The 17,077-nt window shown below is 61.0% G+C and carries 10 protein-coding genes; 8 read left to right on the top strand and 2 right to left on the bottom strand.

Features of this window, described 5'->3' with window-relative positions:
* Nucleotides 1-72: 72 nt before the first annotated feature.
* Complete coding sequence (locus tag DWW73_RS01245; RefSeq protein ID WP_231501550.1) at nt 73-729, bottom strand: transcriptional regulator; 657 nt, start codon at nt 727-729, stop codon at nt 73-75.
* 350 nt (nt 730-1,079) lie between these two features.
* Between DWW73_RS01245 and DWW73_RS01240 the strand changes: the two genes are divergently transcribed.
* From DWW73_RS01240 to xdh, 5 genes are all read left to right on the top strand, one after another.
* The gene (locus DWW73_RS01240) at nt 1,080-2,474 is read left to right on the top strand and encodes a uracil-xanthine permease family protein (protein ID WP_055285183.1); all 1,395 of its coding nucleotides are present in this window, start codon (nt 1,080-1,082) and stop codon (nt 2,472-2,474) included.
* Between the two features lie 195 nt (nt 2,475-2,669).
* A complete protein-coding gene (gene ssnA / locus DWW73_RS01235) occupies nt 2,670-4,025 on the top strand; it encodes a putative aminohydrolase SsnA (protein ID WP_117778546.1) in 1,356 nt (451 codons plus the stop codon).
* A gap of 149 nt (nt 4,026-4,174) precedes the next feature.
* Nucleotides 4,175-7,174, top strand: a complete 3,000-nt coding sequence (gene ygfK, locus DWW73_RS01230; protein WP_117778545.1) for a putative selenate reductase subunit YgfK — start codon at nt 4,175-4,177, stop codon at nt 7,172-7,174.
* 11 nt (nt 7,175-7,185) lie between these two features.
* On the top strand, nt 7,186-7,665 hold the full coding sequence (locus DWW73_RS01225; protein WP_117778544.1) for a 4Fe-4S binding protein: 480 nt from the start codon (nt 7,186-7,188) through the stop codon (nt 7,663-7,665).
* Nucleotides 7,666-7,677: 12 nt separating this feature from the next.
* Nucleotides 7,678-10,455: a selenium-dependent xanthine dehydrogenase gene (gene xdh, locus DWW73_RS01220; protein ID WP_117778543.1), complete on the top strand. Its 2,778-nt coding sequence runs from the start codon at nt 7,678-7,680 to the stop codon at nt 10,453-10,455.
* A 468-nt stretch (nt 10,456-10,923) separates the two neighbouring features.
* Here the strand turns inward: xdh and DWW73_RS01215 are convergent, their stop codons facing one another.
* Complete coding sequence (locus DWW73_RS01215; RefSeq protein WP_117778542.1) at nt 10,924-11,922, bottom strand: hypothetical protein; 999 nt, start codon at nt 11,920-11,922, stop codon at nt 10,924-10,926.
* Between the two features lie 650 nt (nt 11,923-12,572).
* Here DWW73_RS01215 and DWW73_RS01210 point away from each other — a divergent pair.
* The 3 genes from DWW73_RS01210 to DWW73_RS01200 all read left to right on the top strand — a co-directional run bounded on the left by DWW73_RS01210 (nt 12,573) and on the right by DWW73_RS01200 (nt 17,045).
* Complete coding sequence (locus DWW73_RS01210) at nt 12,573-13,214, top strand: SIMPL domain-containing protein (RefSeq protein WP_117655018.1); 642 nt, start codon at nt 12,573-12,575, stop codon at nt 13,212-13,214.
* Between the two features lie 359 nt (nt 13,215-13,573).
* Complete coding sequence (locus DWW73_RS01205) at nt 13,574-14,308, top strand: 3'-5' exonuclease (protein ID WP_158563760.1); 735 nt, start codon at nt 13,574-13,576, stop codon at nt 14,306-14,308.
* Nucleotides 14,309-14,558: 250 nt separating this feature from the next.
* Entirely contained in the window at nt 14,559-17,045 is a 2,487-nt protein-coding gene (locus DWW73_RS01200) for a hypothetical protein (RefSeq protein WP_117778540.1), read from the top strand.
* Nucleotides 17,046-17,077 lie beyond the last annotated feature (32 nt).

Here is a 17,077-nt window from a genome sequence, read left to right as displayed (position 1 = left end):
TGAGCTGCAGGGTCTTTTGTCAAGCGATGCGACAAAAATGATCCGTTTCCCTTCGTCCCCAAGGGATCACGTTTAGCCTTCCTTGCGGACTTTTTGCAGGTAGCGGTACACGCTGGGCTCCGAGATGCCCAGCGCGGTGGCGGCGCAGGCCACGGCGCCCTTGAGCATGAACACCCCGTTGCCGTTGAGGTGGCGAATGACGTCCACGCGGTCGCTCTGACCAAGCGACGCTACATCCAGCCCGCGCGCGCTCAGCAACTCGGCAATGCTGCGGTCGATGAGCTCCTGGGTGGACTCCGAAAGGCTTTCGACCTCGATAGGGGCGGGCTCCGTGCGCGTCGGCGCTGCGTCGAAGCACGCCATGAGCTGCTGCGCCATGGCGTTGATGGAGCGTACGGTCGAGAGGTCGGTGTTGACGCAGAGCATACCGACGATCTCGTCATTTTCGCGGATAAAGAACGTCGCGGACTCCAACGTCTTGCCACCGGCACCGCGCCCCTCGTAGCCCGTAATAAACGGCAGGTCGCGATACTTGGGGTCGTGCATGATCTTGAGCGCCAGATCGGTGGCGGGACCGCCGACCTTGCGGCCGCTCACGATGCCGTTGCGAATATCGACGATGGCGTGGTCGGGATCCGAGAAATCGTGCAGGACGATCTCGCTGTTCTTACCGAGTATCTGCTCCAGGAAATCGACCATCGGCAAAAAGCGACGTACGGTCTCGTTCACGGGCAACTCCTTTGGGTGAAATCGGAAGGTTCATAACAATTTTTTCTCATGGTAACACGCTACTCTTCATCTCGTATATCCGCAGGTACATTGCGTGATACAGACGAACGGTAGGAATTTGGCGGTAAACGGTTGACCAAAAGAAAAGTTAGATGTTATTTTGACCAGACACTTTCTTGACCTGCGGAAATGCATTATCTCAGCTGAAGAATAGTCTGATAACAAAAAATTATTATTGAGAATGAGAATCATCTTTAATACGATATGCAACGAAGGCACAACCTCAACCCCGCACTGCGTCACAATAGAGCGTTAGATGCGAAACAACTATTTCGAGGATTGGTGGTCAAATGACCCAGGAGACGGTTACGAACGGCACTGAAGCCCTGTTCACTCGTGAAGGCATGCCTCCCGTTAAGGAAATGATCCCGTGTGCCCTTCAGCACGTACTGGCTTCGTTTGCCGGTATCATCACCCCGGCTGTCATCATGGCCGGCGTCTACGGCTTTAATAGCCAGCAGAGCACCGACATCATTCAGGTTGCGCTCATTCTTTCGGCAATCGACACGGCCCTTCAGGCCTTCGCTCCCTTCCGCCGCATCGGCGGCGGCCTGCCCATCGTCATGGGCGTCTCGTTCGCGTTCCTGCCGGCCCTGCAGGCCATGGGTGCCTCGGGCTTTAGCTTTGGTGCGCTGCTGGGCGGCGAGATTGTCGGCGGTGCCGTCGCGGTCCTCTTTGGTCTGGCCTACAGCAAGATTAAGTGGCTGTTCCCGCCCGTCGTGACTGGTACGGTCATCTTCTCCATCGGCGTTTCGCTGTATCCCACGGCCGTCAAGTACATGGCCGGCGGCATGGGCACGCCGCTGTGGGGCACCCCGCAGGCCTGGTGCGTCGCTCTTATCACCTTCGCCGTGGTCTTTGCGCTCGCCAACTTTGGCAAGGGCACGCTCAAGCTGGGCTCCGTGTTCTTTGGCATGATCGTTGGCATGATCGTCTCCATCCCCTTCGGCATGATCGACTTCTCCAGCGTCGCCACCGCTCAGGTCTTCGCCCTTCCCAAGCTCATGCCCTACGCGCTCGAGTTTGATCCCGAAGTCTGCATTACCCTCGCTGTTGTGTTCCCCATGGTTGCCATCCAGGTTATCGGCGACGTCTCCGCCGCCTGCCTGGGCTCCATCGACCGTATGCCCACCGAGCGCGAGCTCTCCGGCGCTATCGTGTCCCAGGGCCTCACCTCTATGGTCGGCGGCCTGCTGGGCGGTCTTCCCACCAGCGCCCTTGGCCAGAACGTGGGCATCATCTGCTCCAACAAGGTCGTCAACAAGTGGGTCTTTGTGATCATTGCGGCCGTCTTTGCCATCGCCGGTCTGTTCCCGCAGCTCTCTGCCGTCCTTTCCGCTATCCCGCAGCCCGTCATCGGCGGCGCGACCGTCGGCGTCTTTGGCACCATCACCATGAACGGCGTGCGCATGTTCACCCGCGAGGGCCTCACACAGCGCACTACCACCATCGTCGGTACCTCCGTCGTCTTTGGCCTGGGTATCTGGATGGCCAGCGGTTGCCTTGCCGGCGAGGGTATGCCCGCCTGGGTGTCCACCGTCATCGGCTCCAATGCCGTAACCCCCACCGCCATCATGGCCATTGTCCTTAACCTGATCCTTCCGCAGACGCCGGTCGTGGCTCAGCACATCGATGCCGCCAAGGACGCTGCCGTGGATCTGGTCTTGCCCGAGAGCAAGAAGTAACCAATTCGGTGCTATTCGTCGGCGGACGCATCGCCTCGTCCGCCGACGTCATGCGGCGTCAAGCCGCACTTCAAAGGGTTTGTCCCTTTGGTGAAGCGTTGACGGGAGAGGGCCCGTTTCCGGTGTAGGCCGGCGCTTCGCACTCCGCCATGTCAGAGGTGTCAAACCCCGCCCCTGATGTTGAAGGGAGCATTCATGCTTCTGGTCGCTAACGGTTCCGTCTTTACCCGCAATTCTCAGACCCCGTTCATTCCAAACGGTGCGGTCGCCATTGACGGAGATACGATCGTCGAAGTGGGCCCCGAGTGCGAGCTCAAGTCCAAGTACCCGGATGCCGAGTACGTCGATGCCCGGGGCAACCTCATCATGCCCGGACTCATCAACTGCCACACCCACATCTACTCGGGTCTGGCCCGCGGCCTTGCCATTAAGGGCTGCAACCCCACCAACTTCCTGGAGAATCTTGAGCAGCAGTGGTGGAAGATCGACGACAACCTGACGCTCGACGGCACCAAGGCAAGCGCCTATGCCACGATTCTTGACTCCATCCGCGATGGCGTCACCACGATCTTCGATCACCACGCGAGCTTCTGCGAGATCCCGGGAAGCCTTTTTACCATTAAGGACGCCGCTCAGGAGCTGGGCATGCGTTCGTGCCTGTGCTACGAGGTCTCCGACCGCCGCGGTCAGGAAAAATGCGACCAGGCCATTGCCGAGAACGCCGAGTTTGCCCAGTGGGCCGCCAAGGAGCGTCGCGATAACGACAACCACATGATCGCCGCCATGTTTGGCGGTCACGCCACCTTTACGCTGTCGGACGAGACCATGGATAAGATGGCCGAGGCCAACAACGGCCTGACCGGCTTCCACATCCATGTGTGCGAGGGCATGAATGACGTGTGGGACTCCCGCCTCAACCGCGGTGGCATCAGCCCCGTCGAGCGCCTGCTGCAGCACAATTTGCTGGGTCCCGACACCATGCTCGGCCACTGCATCCACGTGACGCCTGCCGAGATGGATATCGTCAAGGAGTCCGGCACCTGGCTCGTCAACAACCCCGAATCCAATATGGGCAACGCCGTGGGCTGCGCCCCCGTGCTCGAGTTCTTCCGCCGCGGCATCCCCGTGTGCATGGGCACCGACGCCTACACCCACGATATGCTCGAGAGCCTCAAGGTCTTCCTGATCATCCAGCGCCACAACGCCGCCATGCCCAACGTGGGCTGGTGCGAGGCCATGACGATGCTGTTCGAGAACAACGCCAAGATGGCGAGCAAGTACTTCGATCGCAAGCTCGGTGTGCTTGAGCCCGGCGCTGCCGCCGACGTTATCGTTATGGACTACAAGCCCTTTACGCCGCTGAGCGAGGAGAACATCGACGGCCACATGCTCTTTGGCATGATGGGCAAAAACTGCCGCACCACCATCATCAACGGCCGCGTCCTGTACAAGGATCGCGAGTTTGTCGGTATCGATGAAGAAAAGATCAACGCGTGGACCATGGCTGAGTCCAAGAAGCTCTGGAGCACGCTCAACGATCGCACCTACTAATTACAAGTAGATTCACGCGCGTCGGATGTTTCGCCGCATCCGGCGCGCGCATAGGCGGCCTCCGCGGGGTCGCCGGCGCTTGTGCTAGCGCTACACCGTATTTGCGCCCGCCGCGCGGTCTCGCCGGGCGTTACAGAGAGGAGCTCACTATGAGCGACATCATGAGGCCGATCCCGTTTTCGCAGCTGATGAACTGGATCATCGAGGAGCATAAGACCCAGGACGCCATCTTTGGCGTGCGCAAGATGGTCACGACCAACCAGGAGGTCGCGCTTCCCATTTTTGACGAGCGCATCGAGACTCCGTTTGGCCCGGCTGCCGGCCCCAACACGCAGCTGGCCCAGAACATCGTGGCATCCTACGTGGCCGGTTCTCGTTTCTTTGAGCTCAAGACCGTCCAAGTTATGGACGGCGAGGAGCTCTCCCGTTGCGTCAACAAGCCCTGCATCGTGGCTCAGGACGAGTGCTACAACTGCGAATGGTCGACCGAGCTCGAGGTTCCGCAGGCCTTTGCCGAGTACGTGAAGGCATGGTTTGCCTGTCACCTGATCGCTCGCGAGTATGGTCTGGGCAGCCCGGACGGCTTTGTCTTCAACATGTCGGTGGGCTATGACCTGGAGGGCATTAAGAGCCCCAAGGTCGACGCCTACATCGAGGGCATGAAGGATGCCAGCGGCTCCGACGTCTGGAACGAGTGCCGTGCCTGGGCACTCGCCAACCTGGACAAGTTTGAGCATGTCGACGCCGCGTTTGTCGAGTCCATCCCGGCACGCGTCTCCAACTCCATCACCGAGTCCACGCTGCATGGCTGCCCGCCCGCCGAGATCGAGCGCATCGCGACCTACCTCATCACCGAGAAGGGCCTCAACACCTACATCAAGTGCAACCCCACGCTGCTGGGCTATGAGTTTGCCCGCCAGCGCCTCAACGAGCTGGGCTTTGACTATATCGTCTTCGATGACACGCACTTCCGCGAGGACCTGCAGTGGGCCGATGCCGTGCCTATGTTCGAGCGCCTGATTGCCCTGTGCGCCGAGCGCGGCCTGGAGTTTGGCGTCAAGCTCACCAACACCTTCCCCGTCGACGTGACGAGGAACGAGCTGCCTTCCACTGAGATGTATATGTCCGGCCGTTCGCTGTTCTCGCTGACCATCGAGGCTGCCCGCCGCATTACCGAGCAGTTCGATGGCAAGCTGCGCATCAGCTACTCCGGCGGCGCCACGGTCTACAACATCCGCGCCCTGTACGATGCCGGCATTTGGCCCGTCACCCTGGCGACCGACGTGCTCAAGCCCGGTGGCTACGAGCGCTTTAGCCAGATGGCCGGCGAGTTTGGCGATCTGGACGGCAAGCCGTTCGCGGGCGTCTCTCTCGAGGCCGTGACCGCGATCCAGACCGACTCGCTCACCAACCCGCTCTACAAGAAGCCGCTGCGCCCGCTGCCCGACCGCAAGGTCGCCGGCAAGAGCCCGCTTTCCGACTGCTTTACCACGCCGTGCCGCACGAGCTGCCCCATCCAGCAGGATATCCCCGCCTATCTGGCGGCTGTTGACGAGGGCCGTTACGAGGACGCACTCAACATCATCATCGAGCGCAACGCCCTGCCGTTCATTACCGGCACCATCTGCCCGCATCCCTGCGGCCGTGCCTGCGAGCGTGCATTCTACGAGCCCGAGGGCGCCCAGATCCGCGCCAGCAAGCTCAAGGCCGCCCGCGAGGCCATGACCGCCGTGCTGCCCAAGCTGCGCGCCCAGGCCATCGCCAACGACGGTGAGCGCAACGTTGCCGTTATCGGCGGCGGCCCGGCCGGCCTGGCGACGGCGTTCTTCCTGACGCGCGCCGGCGTGCCCGTCACTATCTTCGAGGCCCGCGACTCTCTCGGCGGCGTGGTCCGTCACGTGATCCCCGAGTTCCGCATTGCGAGCGACGATATCTCGCACGACGCCGAGCTCTGCCTGGCCTTTGGCGCCAAGGTGCAGCTCAACGCCCGCGTGGAGTCCATTGACGAGCTCAAGGCCCAGGGCTTTACCGACGTGGTCGTGGCCACCGGTGCCTGGATGCCCGGCTCTGCGGGCTTGGGCGAGGGCGCCGAGCTCGACGTGCTGGAGTTCCTCGAGGCCGCCAAGAAGGGCGAGAAGCTCGAGCTGGGCGAGGACGTCGTGGTCATCGGCGCCGGCAATACCGCTATGGACGCGGCCCGCGTGGCCAAGCGCCTGACTGGCGTGAAGAACGTGCGCCTGGTGTATCGCCGCACCAAGAAGCAGATGCCCGCCGACGAGGAAGAGCTCGATCTTGCTCTTGCCGACGGCGTTGAGTTCTGTGAGCTGCTGGCGCCCAAGGCGCTCAACGGCGCCGTGCTGACCTGCGACGTCATGGAGCTTGGCGAGCCGGACGCAAGCGGCCGTCGCAGCCCCGTCGCCACGGGCGAGACCGTCGAGCTGCCCGCCACCACGGTGATCTGTGCCGTGGGCGAGGGCATCGATGCCAGCCTGTACGACGCCGCGGGCGTCGAGCACGACCGTCGCGGCCGCCTTGCCGCCACCTCCACCGGCGTTGAGGGCGTCTGGGCTGCAGGTGACTGCCGTCGCGGTCCGGCCACCGTGGTCGAGGCTATCGCCGATGCCGCCGAGGTCGCCCGTGCCATCGCTGGCGTGGACTTTAACAAGTACGCCGACCAGAATGCTCAGGTCGGTCGCGAGGACGCCTGCTACGAGCGCAAGGGGTCGCTGTGCCGCGACAAGCGCAATTGCACCAAGACCCGCTGCCTGGGCTGCGGCTCGGTGTGCGAGGTCTGCTGCGACGTGTGCCCCAACCGCGCCAACGTGGCAATTAAGGTGCCGGGCCTGGCCAAGCATCAGGTCGTCCATGTCGACGGCATGTGCAACGAGTGCGGCAACTGCGCCGTGTTCTGCCCCTACCAGGAGGGTCGTCCCTACAAGGACAAGCTCACCCTGTTCTGGAGCGATCAGGACATGGAGAACTCCGAGAACGAGGGCTTCCTGGCCGTGGACGAGGACCACTTTAAGGTTCGCGTCGCCGGCACGGTCCGCACCGTCTCGGTCGATGCCGTCAACACCGGTCTGCCCGAGGCCGTCCGCCTGACCATCAAGGCCGTGCGCGACAGCTATCCGTATCTCCTTAAGAAATAGGCGAGTCTCTTATGGCCAAATCCATTCAACATAACGTGGCCTACGTTGCCTGCGGAAGCGGTTGCGCCTCCGCAGGCGGCGACGCCCGCTGCAGCGAAGGCTGCATTGGCTGTGGCGCCTGTGTCGCGGCCTGCCCCCACGGTGCCATTGCGCTGGTCGATGGCATCGCCCGCGTGGACCGCTCCAGGTGCACGGGCTGTGGCCTGTGCGGCATGGCGTGCCCGCAGCGCGTGATTGCCTTCGTTCCCGGCTACCAGAACATCCTGGTGCGCTGCAACAACACCGACAAGGGCGCCATTGCGCGCAAGATCTGCGACACGAGCTGCATCGGTTGCGGCATGTGCGCCAAAAAGTGCCCTGCCGGCGCTATCCGCATCGAGGACAACTGTGCCCATATCGACGGCGCGGACTGCCTGTCGTGCGGCATGTGCGCCGTCGTTTGCCCGCATGGCGCCATCCACGACCGCACCGGCATCGCCGCCGGCGTGTAGAAGGGAATCACCATGGCACAGGAATTCACTTTTACCGTTAACGGCGTCGAGCGCACGACGACCCAAAACAAACCGTTGCTGCGCTACCTGCGCGACGACCTGCACATTCACTCCGCCAAGGACGGCTGCTCCGAGGGCGCGTGCGGTACCTGCACCATCCACGTGGACGGTGCGGCCGTCAAGGCGTGCGTGCTGACCACCGCCCTTGCCGCCGGCCGCAACATCGTGACCGTCGAGGGCCTGCCCGAGGACGTGCGCGAGGCCTTTGTGTACGCCTTTGGCGCCGTGGGTGCCGTGCAGTGCGGTTTTTGCATCCCCGGCATGGTCATGGCGGGTGCCGCGCTCATAGCCGAGGATCCCGAGCCCACCGAGGAGCAGATCAAGTACGCCATCCGCGGTAACGTCTGCCGCTGCACCGGCTACAAGAAGATCATCGAGGGCATTTCGCTGGCAGCTGCGGTGCTCCGCGGCGAAAAGCAGATCGACGAGGACCTGGAGCGCGGCGACGACTACGGCGTGGGCAAGCGCGCCTTCCGTATCGACGTGCGCAAGAAGGTGCTCGGCGAGGGCAAGTATCCCGATGACATCGACGAGCTCGATCAGCCGGGTCTGACCTACGCCAGCGCCGTGCGCTCCAAGTATCCGCGCGCCCGCGTGCTCTCCATCGATACCTCCAAGGCCGAGGCCCTGCCCGGCGTGGTGGGGATCCTGCGCGCCGAGGACGTGCCGGTCAACCAGGTCGGCCACCTTATCCAGGACTGGGACGTCATGATCGCCCAGGGCGATATCACCCGCTGCGTGGGTGACGCCATCGTGCTGGTGGTTGCCGAGGACGAGGCGACGCTCGAGAAGGCCAAGAAGCTCGTAAAGATCGATTACGAGCCGCTGAAGCCCGTGCGCAACATTGTCGAGGCCAGGGCTGCCGACGCCCCGCGTCTGCACGACAGCTTCTTTGCCTTTGGCAACACGGTGGAGCTCAAGGACAACGTGTGCCAGAGCCGCCATGTGACGCGCGGCGACGCCGCCAAGGCGCTGGCAGAGAGCGCGTTCACCGTGACGCAGCGCTTTACCACGCCCTTTACCGAGCATGCCTTCTTGGAGCCCGAGTGCGCCGTTGCCTTCCCGTACAAGAACGGCGTCAAGGTGCAGTCGACCGACCAGGGTGCCTACGACACACGCAAAGAGTGCGCCCACATGTTTGGCTGGGACAACGAGCCCGAGCGCGTGGTCGTCGAGACCATGCTCGTGGGTGGCGGCTTTGGCGGCAAGGAGGACGTGTCCATCCAGCACTTGGCCGCGCTTGCCGCCTATAAGTTCCAGCGTCCTGTGAAGTGCAAGCTCACACGTGCCGAGTCGCTCGCTTTCCATCCCAAGCGCCACGCCATGGACGGCACCTTTACGCTGGGCTGCGACGCCGAGGGCAACTTTACCGGCCTGGACTGCGAGATCAACTTTGACACCGGCGCCTACGCGTCGCTGTGCGGCCCGGTGCTCGAGCGCGCCTGCACGCATGCCGTCGGCCCCTACAAGTACCAGAACACCGACATTCGCGGCTTTGGCTACTACACCAACAACCCGCCCGCCGGCGCGTACCGCGGCTTTGGCGTTTGCCAGTCCGAGTTTGCGCTCGAGAGCTTGATCGACTTGCTGGCAGAGAAGGTCGGCCTGGACCCGTGGGAGATTCGTTACAGAAACGCCATCGAGCCGGGCGAGGTTTTGCCCAACGGCCAGATTGCCGATTGCTCCACGGCGCTTAAGGAGACGCTGCTCGAGGTCAAGGATGCCTACTATGCGCATCCCGGACACGCCGGTATCGCCTGCGCCATGAAGAACGCCGGCGTGGGCGTGGGCCTGCCCGATGCCGGCCGCTGCAAGATTCGCGTCGAGGATGGCGTGGCCGTGGTCTATGCCGCCACGTCCGACATCGGCCAGGGCTGCAACACCGTCTTTTTGCAGGACGTTGCCGAGGCCTGCGGTCTGCCGCTGAGCTGCATCGCCAACGGCGAGTGCTCTACCGAGAACGCTCCCGACTCCGGCACCACGTCTGGCTCGCGTCAGACGGTCGTGACCGGCGAGGCTGTGCGCGGCGCCGCTTTCCTGCTGCGCGATGCCATGGTTGGCATCGAGGCCGGCAAGCCTGCGCCCGCCGCTCCCGTGAGCGCGCATGGCGACGGCGTCAAGATCGAGTACGACGACGGTCGCGCCTATCAGCTGCGCGCGCAGGAGCTCGTCGCTGGTCAGGGTATGCATCCTCAGGACCCCGCGACCGCCATCAAGGCGCTCGAGGGATGCGAGTTTGGCTACGTGTACCTGGAGCCGACCGACAAACTGGGTGCGGATGTTCCCAACCCCAAGAGTCACATCTGCTACGGCTTTGCCACGCATGTGGTCATTTTGGATGATGACGGTCGCGTGAGCGAGGTCTATGCCGCGCACGATTCCGGCAAGGTGGTCAACCCCATCTCCATCCAGGGTCAGATCGAAGGCGGCGTGCTCATGGGTATGGGCTATGCGCTTACTGAGGACTGGCCGCTCAAGGACTGCGTACCCCAGGCAAGGTACGGTACGCTCGGGTTGTTCCGTGCCCCCGAGATTCCGGATATCCACGCCATCTACGTGGAGAAGGACGAGCTGCTGCCCGTGGCATACGGCGGCAAGGGCATCGGCGAGATCGCAACGATCCCCACGGCGCCCGCCGTACAGAACGCCTACCGCGCGTTTGACGGCAAGCTGCGTCCGGATCTGCCCATGGTGGATACGCCCTACAGCCGTGTCCGCAACCGCGGGTAGGGTAGAGCGCGGACGGCCATTGCTGACTACCGTCTGCGCTTGCCATCAACTGTATAAGCTGCGCCTTTGGCCCCGGCTCCATCGTGAGCCGGGGCCTTTTGCTTGGAGCGGAAACTGCGTCCCGGAATTGGCGCTCAGAATGGGATGCGCTTTCCGGTTGGAGCTTCAAACGGAAAGTGCATCCCGGAATCCGCGCCTGGAATGGGACACACTTTCCGGAACAGCCCTCAACCGGAAACTGCGACCCGGAATCGATGCTCAGAATGGGATGCGCTTTCCGAATCGCCTTCAGGCGGAAATTGCATCCCATTCCGAGTCTTCATTCTGGGACACGCTTTCCGCAAGGAGCTTCGTCGGGAAACCATGTCCCATTTTGAGCATTCAATCTGGGACATGGTTTCCGCGGGTGCTGCCAACCGGAAAGCGTGTCCCGGTTTGGCAGGCAGACGGGCATAAGCTCAGCAGCTCCTACAGGTCTACCTCGTTGAGCCATGTCGGCAGCGCGGTCTGCCGGATACCTGCCGTCTGCAGCTTTTTAGCGAGCATTCCTGCCGAGCGAACCTCGTTCATGGTAAAGCGCAGCAGAGGGTGACCGTAGAGCGATAGGTGTGCCTCGCGCTGTCGTTCGGCAACGAGCGCCTCGGCGGTGGTACGTCCGGCCAGCATGGTCTGGTCGGTATATTTGATGAGCCCGTCGAGCTCGCCCAGTGTGAGTTCCCGCGCCTGGCGCTCCCAGGCAAAGTCCGTTCGTATGGGCTTGGCCGAATCGAAGGGGTCCGTCAACTCGTATTGAAGCCAGTCGGGCGTAAAACCCGTCTCGATCATGACGGCGCGGGCGACCGATTCCCCGCCGCTCTCGGCGCGGGCATCGGCATATCGAAGCGTTGTGAGAGCCGTACGAATCGCGCGACCATTGCGGGCGGTCGCTCGTTGCTCGACGGCCTCCATCAACTGCTCTCGTGTAAGGCCGAGCTTTGAGATCGCCGAATCGGCAATGGGCATGCCGTCGGCAAAACCAGTTTGCAGCAGGCAATCTGTGGCCGTTTGGATGGGCGGCGTTACCGATATGCCGGATAGACGGATTGCTCCGGTCGGCTCGATCTGATGCCGCTGAATATGCGCGCCCGGGCGAGCCGACGGCTTGGTGGCGCTGCAGACATGCACGACATTCAGGTGTCGCCACGAGACCTCGAGCCCCAGCAGGCAGGCGGCCGAAAACGAGCAGAACGTCCAATCGGGGTGGATGATCGCAAGGGCGCGAATAATCTCGCAATGACGCTGCGCCCGGTTGAGTTTATCCCAGCGCATTTTACGCGCGAACAGTCCCGGCATGGGCGAGACGACCATGTCGCCGATGCGCCGAAGGAGCGCTTTTCGGATCGCCGTGCTCGGGGGAATCAGGCAACGCCCCTCTTGTTCGGCTTGAGTAAGCAGTTGGTCGATGAGTTGGTTATTGCAATGGGTCATGAGCTACCGCCTTCTTTTTGGGTAGCAAAAACGTATCAGCCGCAACTTGCCGCCCAACTGACCAAAAGCTGACCAAAATCTAACCATGCAGGTAGATGGCCTGTTTTTGGCGACATTTTTACATCCGAATCGGTGGGCGGTAATCGGCGACCTTGAACGGTAGCTAGATATGAAGTCTTGGTAAGTTTCGGGACGTGTACTTTTTTGAAAAAGAGCAATCTATCTGCTGTTTTGTGTTTCTGGATTGCATGTTTGAAGGCATGTGATAAGGGCTGCGGATCGTCGTTTTGTATCTGCGGAAACTGTGACCCGGAATTGCCGCTCGGAATGGGATACGCTTTCCGGAACAGCCCTCAACCGGAAACTGTGTCCCAGATTTCGGCCTCAGAGTGGGATGCCGTTTCCGGATCGGGCCTCAAGCGGAAATTGCATCCCGGAATGAGCGCTCAGAGCGGGATGAACTTTCCCAATGGGGCCGCAGACGGAAACTGTGTTCCGGGTTCGACGCTCAGAATGGGATTCGCTTTCCGGTAGGGGCTTCAAATGGAACATGCGTCCCGGGGCCCCACACGGCGTCGCCACACAACTTTGTGTCCGCACGGACGGCTATGTTTACTGCAACGTAGCCATTCGTGGAAAGGACGGATGCCATGGCAACGGATAAGACCGGTTATGTGAGCGTTGGTGCCCGGATCGAGGATAAGGTCATGCCCGATCGCGTGATCTTTAGCATTGGCTTTGGCGGCCGCTTTGATACCAAGGAGGCGTGCCTGGACGATTACAACGCCGATCGCGCCAAGGTCGCCGCCGCGCTGGTGCCCTTTGGTCTGGATGACGAGTTAACGTGTCGCCGGTACACCTGCTATGCGCAGACGACGCGCAAAAGGGCAATCATCGTGGGCTACGACTACTATGCGTACGGCACGGTTGCCGCGCCTGTCGATTCGATTGACTGTGCGGCTGTGTGGACGGCGCTCAACACCTGCGGATCGCATGCCGACATGAACATTCGATTTGAACTTGCGGATGAGCGCGCGGCGGAGGACGTCCTGATTGCCCGCGCTGTCGAGCGCGCCCGCGGTAATGCACAGGCGCTTGCTGCGGCGGCGGGGGCTAAGCTGGGCGGCATCAAGCATATCTCGTATAACAGCCGGCCGGGGGATTATGGCGGGGTGTACTGCGCTGCCATGGGCGCTCCCGATGGGGTATCCGGAGGCCTTGGGGAAACGGTGCTGGATCCGGAACCCATCGAGGTCGAGTGCTCCGTGGACGTGGAGTGGTGGCTGGAATAGCGGACGAGTCGGGTGGGCGTCGAGCCTTCATGACTGAAAAACCATTTGTTAAACCCAACGTCCGTGGGTAGAATAAAGTCGACGGCAGCCCAAGTGGTGAAGAGCTGGGCAGCGCCGTTACTTAGTTTAAGGGGTCAATGCCTTAGCGGCGTCGACCCCTCTTTTTATGCTTCGCACGCTGCTTGAGTGCCTCGGTAAGCCCGATAAGCGCCGTGAGGAGCGAGACCAAAGCGGTCAGGAGCTTCACGAAATCAATCAGATTGGTCATTTCATGTCCGCGCGGGCGCCTATTCTTACGGCAATGTAGCCGCCTATGTAGCTATGTAGCAAGCGGCAAGCAACGGAGAAAGGCCCTAACCTTGTCAGCTGAAAAGACGCCGTGCATCTCGGCTATCGATACGACGAACTTTGCACGCCAGATCGTGCTGGACTTTGAGTTTGCGCCGGTGCCAAAGCAGCGCCAGCGCCGTGGACTGCGCAATGAGATTATCGAGGTCGGTGCCGTCAAGCTCGATTACCACGGCAACGTGATGGGCGAGTTCTCGCAGTTTGTGCAGGCAGAATTTACCGAAGGCGTAGCGTTCCCCGTCCGCGAGCTTACGGGGATATCGGCCGTGGACACCGCGATGGCCGATCCGCTCTACGTGGTGATCAAGAGTCTCAGCGATTGGATCGGTCGCTACTCCGCCCAGATGGTTTGCTGGAGCGGGGCGGATCGTCGACAGCTTTTGACCGAGTGCCAGGCAAAGCATATCGATCTTTCCACATTTCCTACGGACTGGGCCGACCTGCAGGCGTTTTACACCTCGATCATGGACGTGGGTAGCCACGGGTGCGTCTCTTTGAGTGACGCGGCGACGTGGTTTGGCATCGAGTTCGACGAGTCGACGGGCCACGCCCACAGCGCCTTAGCCGATGCACGCGTGACCGCCAAGCTGCTCAAGCAGGTGATGGACGGGGACTACCGCGTGAGTCCGCGCGCCCAGGAAGTCCGCCAGCGGTGGGGGATGGGCGAGCGAGCCCAGACACGCCTTTCCAGCAAGTGCCCCGAGCTGGGCGACCTGCTGCTGAAGCTGAAGGCGGAGGGGAGGTAGGAGGCTCATTTGGCGACAAGCGGACGGAATGGTTGCGCGAAGGATTCTAGGATCAGCAGCAGAAGACTGCGTTTGGGATCCTACTCAAGGACGCGCTGACACTCGCTGGGACCAAGCAGGTCAAGAGCGTGGACATCGAGATGGCTTCCATTATCGAAGAGCGGCTTGCTAACATGATTCGCTGGACGAATAGGCAGAGACCCGTGACGCTGCGTGCGTCATCGTGCACAATGAGGTGTATAGGCTGCCAGTGGCGAACTATCCCGACGAGGTTCTGAGCAACTGCATCACCGAGATTTTCGAATACTTCTACGAAGAGGGATTTGGCGGCGTAGAGCAATCTGATTTTACGCGTTTGCAGGAGGAAGCCGGTATGGCAGACGAACTTGTTTTTAGTGCTGGCGAGATAGTTTACGCCATGCCTCAACTGCCCAAAGTTACATCTGTGCCGCTGAACGGTAGCGCCGTGCTGGTTGGTTTTAAGGACGCTCCCGATGGGGAGGAGGTCCTCTTTGATTTTGACCCTCGGGCTGAAAGGGCTACGAAGCTCGACTATGAACTTGCAGCCGTTAGCGGGCTCCTCACGGGTGCGTTGAATATCCTTTGGCAGAAAGACTTCAACCTAGAGGGTGCCAAAGAGTGGAGCGACGAGAAGGTTGGCAAATTCGTTCTTACGATTGCCAAGTCTGCGGGTATGACAAAGGCGGATGCAACTCTAGAAGACGCTATTCGCTTTCTAGAGAAAGAGTTTCCTCTTGCCACGGACAAGCTGACTGCCGAGTTTGGCGGCGGGCTCCAACATCATCTGCGGGATTTCTCGCACCACCCGAGCTTGGTTGGCCTTGCGTGTTCGATCCTCTCGCAATTCACCTGCAAAGGCTATGGTACCGATACGGCCGGCCGGTTTGTCGCCTTTGACCTGCCTGCCGCCGCCTTCGATCCCGACTGCCCTCTTGTAGGCAGGAACGTTCCAGAGAAGATCGCGTTTGGCACTCTGTTCTGGGCGATGCATCTCGTGAGCGACATGGCGGGGTCTAGTTCAAACCCCGGTAAGGGGACGGGCATTCCCGGCGTCGTGCTGTCCCTGCTAAAGGAGCTCTCCTCCCTGCCTGTTTTTCAAGACATGCAGATTGCCTATAAGGGCGAGGATATTCGCATTCAGCAATGGATCTCAAAGCTGTTTAACGGAACGGCGTTCAAAACCGAGGACGGCAAGCCCATTCGCTTCGACCTTCGGACGGAAGTCGGCCTGCTCGATCAAGCTTTAAGCCAGGTGCCAGCAGTCGTGGCCAACGAGGTTATCGTTCGTTGTCTCTACATGCTTTCAAGGCTCAAGGCCGAGCTGGAACGTTGCGAAGTGAGCAAGGTTTCCGGCTTGCAAAAGCTCAAGGCTTCGCATTTCATGCCCTATAACAGCAGGGTTCTCACTCGCATGGTCACGGTTTCGAGCACTTCGTTCGTTTTGGTGAATCTAGCGACGGCGGCGGCCAGGGCGGGTATCGAATGCGAGGGGAACAAGGTCGTGTTCGCCCAGAAGCTCTTCTTGCGAATAAACTACGTTGGAGTTGGACGCCTTACGTTTGCCCTCCATGCCGACTGGGGCTATATGGCGGAGGAAATGTCCGAGGCTTGGACTGAGCGCGCCAGGCGCCGCCAGGATATCTTCGATAGATTTCACTTTTATAGCCTAGATAGAGAAACGACGAGGATTGCCTTCTCGCTGAAGCTTGCCGCCATCAACTACGACTGCGGGAACGAGAAGAACGAAGTGCGCAAAGGGCAAAAGAGGAGCTGGGCCCGCGCGTGGCAGGATTCGGTCGCGGATGGCCTAGGCATTGATGCAGACGGCTACTTTTTGAGCGAGGAAGATGCGTACGGAGCCCTTGAGACAGTTTCGCGGCGGCGAGGCGGTAAAGTGCGTGCCTTGCTTGTTGCACAGGAGTTGGTTGAGTTTCGCCCCTATTCCCAGATGGGAGATGAAGAGAAAAAGGAATACAAAGGTTTGAAGGAGAGTGGATCTTGGGTTAAACACGAATTTCCCAGGAGACAAGACGCGGTTGATTTGGACGCCATACGTTCTCTCGAGAAACGTTGCGGGACACGCTTCCGCGAGCTTTCAGGTACATTGCCAAAGTTCTTGGTGGGCGGCGTCATTGTCGTGGCGGCGGCCGTAGGCGCAGGAGGGGCGGCCGCGGTACTCGCTCCGGATATTGCTGTCGGTATCTTCGGAGGCTCATTTGCCGGCCTTCACGGGGCTGCGCTTGTCAATGCGAGCCTTGCTGCAGCTGGCGGTGGGGCCTTGGCCGCCGGCGGCATGGGCATGGCCGGTGGCACTGCTTTGATTACGGGCGGCGGTGTCGCGCTTGGTCTATTGGGTTCCGGCGGCGTTGCCTTGGCGGCATCGATGGGGGAGGACTACGCGCAGTTCGTGCTCGTCGAATGTTCGAGGCTCCTTGCTTTTCTTGATGTGGCTACTGACCGCTGCCCGCATGAGGGGGCCATTTTGGTGCGGAAAGCAGCCGAGGCCGTGCAGCGCGGCATCGCTGGCATTGAAGAAGATGTCGAGAAGGAGAACGGAAAGGGAAATCGCAAGGATGGCAAGTTGCTTAAGCAACTGAAGAAGGGTCTTGGGTATTTGACTTCGACCCTTAAGCAGATCGAGAAGATGCAGAGGCGCCTTGGCACCGCCGGTGAGGGTGAGCCGCTCAACAGCTTGCCGGCATCGGGTGATGAATAGGTACACTGCATATTGATGCCCCGGGAATGGCC

The organism is Collinsella sp. AF16-8, assembly GCF_003462695.1.
In the GTDB taxonomy this organism is placed as follows: Bacteria; Actinomycetota; Coriobacteriia; order Coriobacteriales; family Coriobacteriaceae; genus Collinsella.
Note: the sequence above shows the minus strand (reverse complement) of the source record. Positions and strands in the feature narration are given on the sequence as shown.

What these genes read in the sequence shown, in the direction of transcription:
- DWW73_RS01215 (WP_117778542.1), bottom strand. Translation starts at nt 11,922, where the DNA reads ATGACCCATTGCAATAACCAACTCATCGACCAACTGCTTACTCAAGCC.
- DWW73_RS01210 (WP_117655018.1), top strand. Translation starts at nt 12,573, where the DNA reads ATGGCAACGGATAAGACCGGTTATGTGAGCGTTGGTGCCCGGATCGAG.
- ssnA (WP_117778546.1), top strand. Translation starts at nt 2,670, where the DNA reads ATGCTTCTGGTCGCTAACGGTTCCGTCTTTACCCGCAATTCTCAGACC.
- ygfK (WP_117778545.1), top strand. Translation starts at nt 4,175, where the DNA reads ATGAGCGACATCATGAGGCCGATCCCGTTTTCGCAGCTGATGAACTGG.
- DWW73_RS01225 (WP_117778544.1), top strand. Translation starts at nt 7,186, where the DNA reads ATGGCCAAATCCATTCAACATAACGTGGCCTACGTTGCCTGCGGAAGC.
- xdh (WP_117778543.1), top strand. Translation starts at nt 7,678, where the DNA reads ATGGCACAGGAATTCACTTTTACCGTTAACGGCGTCGAGCGCACGACG.
- DWW73_RS01240 (WP_055285183.1), top strand. Translation starts at nt 1,080, where the DNA reads ATGACCCAGGAGACGGTTACGAACGGCACTGAAGCCCTGTTCACTCGT.